A 1410-nucleotide genomic window follows, 5' to 3' on the forward strand; every position below is an offset into this window, starting at 1 on the left:
GTTATTGGCTGCCTATAAAATTAAAGGCTCCTCTAGCTATCATCCTCAAATGTTATTGAAGGTTTTAGTTTTCGGCTACCTTAGCAATATTTATAGTAGTCGTAAATTGGAGATGGCATGCCGCGAAAATGTTAATTTTATGTGGTTAAGCGGCATGAGCTTTCCTGATCATAATACAATTAATAGATTTCGTGGAGTCCGCTTGAAGCAAGCATTACGCAGTATTTTTGAGGGAGTAGTAAAACTATTGGCCGATGAAGGCCTTTTAAGTATTGATGATGTTTATGTAGATGGGACAAAAATAGAAGCTAATGCAAACAAATATACTTTTGTCTGGAAGAAGTCGATCCACACCAATAAGGAGAAGATGAAAAAGGCCTTAGCAGAAATTTGGGATTATGCCCAAAGCGTTGCTAAAACAGAAGATGATTTACCTGATCCCCCTGATTTGACAGATATTAATAAAGAAAAGGTCCAGGCTACTGTTGACAAACTCAATGCTGTACTAGCTGATAATAAGGATGTAAGTAAGAAAATGCGTTCTAAACTACAGTATGTCACTAAAAACTATCCGACTAAAATTGAGGAGTATGAACAACAGGAGGCTATTCTTGGTGAGCGAAACAGCTATAGCAAGACGGATACACAGGCTACTTTCATGCGCATGAAAGAAGATCCTATGCTTAATGGGCAGCTGAAACCAGGTTACAATATTCAAATCTCTACCTCTAACCAATATATCGTTAATTATACTATTCATTCCAATCCTACTGATACACGAACACTAAGCTTACACCTTGACCAGCATAAACAAAGTTACGGCAAACATCCAGAAGCGGTCACTGCAGACGCTGGGTATGGCAGCGAGGAAAATTACGATTATCTTGAAGCAAAGGATATAAAGGGATACGTTAAATATAATATGTTTGATAAGGAGCAAAAAAATAGTAATCCAATTAAAGTTCCTTTTAGTGTGGATAATCTGTATTATAATAAAGATGAAGACTGGTATATATGTCCAATGGGGCAACGTATGACTTGTTTAGGAACCTTCAAGATAAAAAATGCTTCTGGTTTCGAGCAAGAAGTAAAAAAGTATCAGGCAAAAAATTGCAGCAATTGTCCTTTAAATGGAGCTTGTCATAAAGGTGCAGGAAACAGAATAATTCAAGTAAATGAAAATCTAAACCGGCACAAGGATAGAGCATATGAACTGCTTAATAGTGAAGAAGGTATTGCAAAACGTAAAAAACGATGTTGTGATGTGGAACCGGTCTTCGGAAACATAAAACAAAATCATAATTTCCGCCGCTTTATGCTCCGCGGTAAAGATCTTGTGTCAATAGAATGGGGATTATTGGCAATTGCACAAAATTTAAGAAAGAAAGCGGCCTAAAAAGACCGCTTTTT

The 1410-nt window shown here is 36.9% G+C and carries 1 protein-coding gene; it reads left to right on the top strand.

Features of this window, described 5'->3' with window-relative positions:
- Nucleotides 1–1396: IS1182 family transposase (locus H8B04_RS16820; protein WP_190303065.1), on the top strand; the 1396-nt coding region annotated here is incomplete at its 5' end.
- Nucleotides 1397–1410 lie beyond the last annotated feature (14 nt).

The organism is Sphingobacterium litopenaei (assembly GCF_014692495.1).
GTDB classification, from domain to species: domain Bacteria; phylum Bacteroidota; class Bacteroidia; order Sphingobacteriales; family Sphingobacteriaceae; genus Sphingobacterium; species Sphingobacterium litopenaei.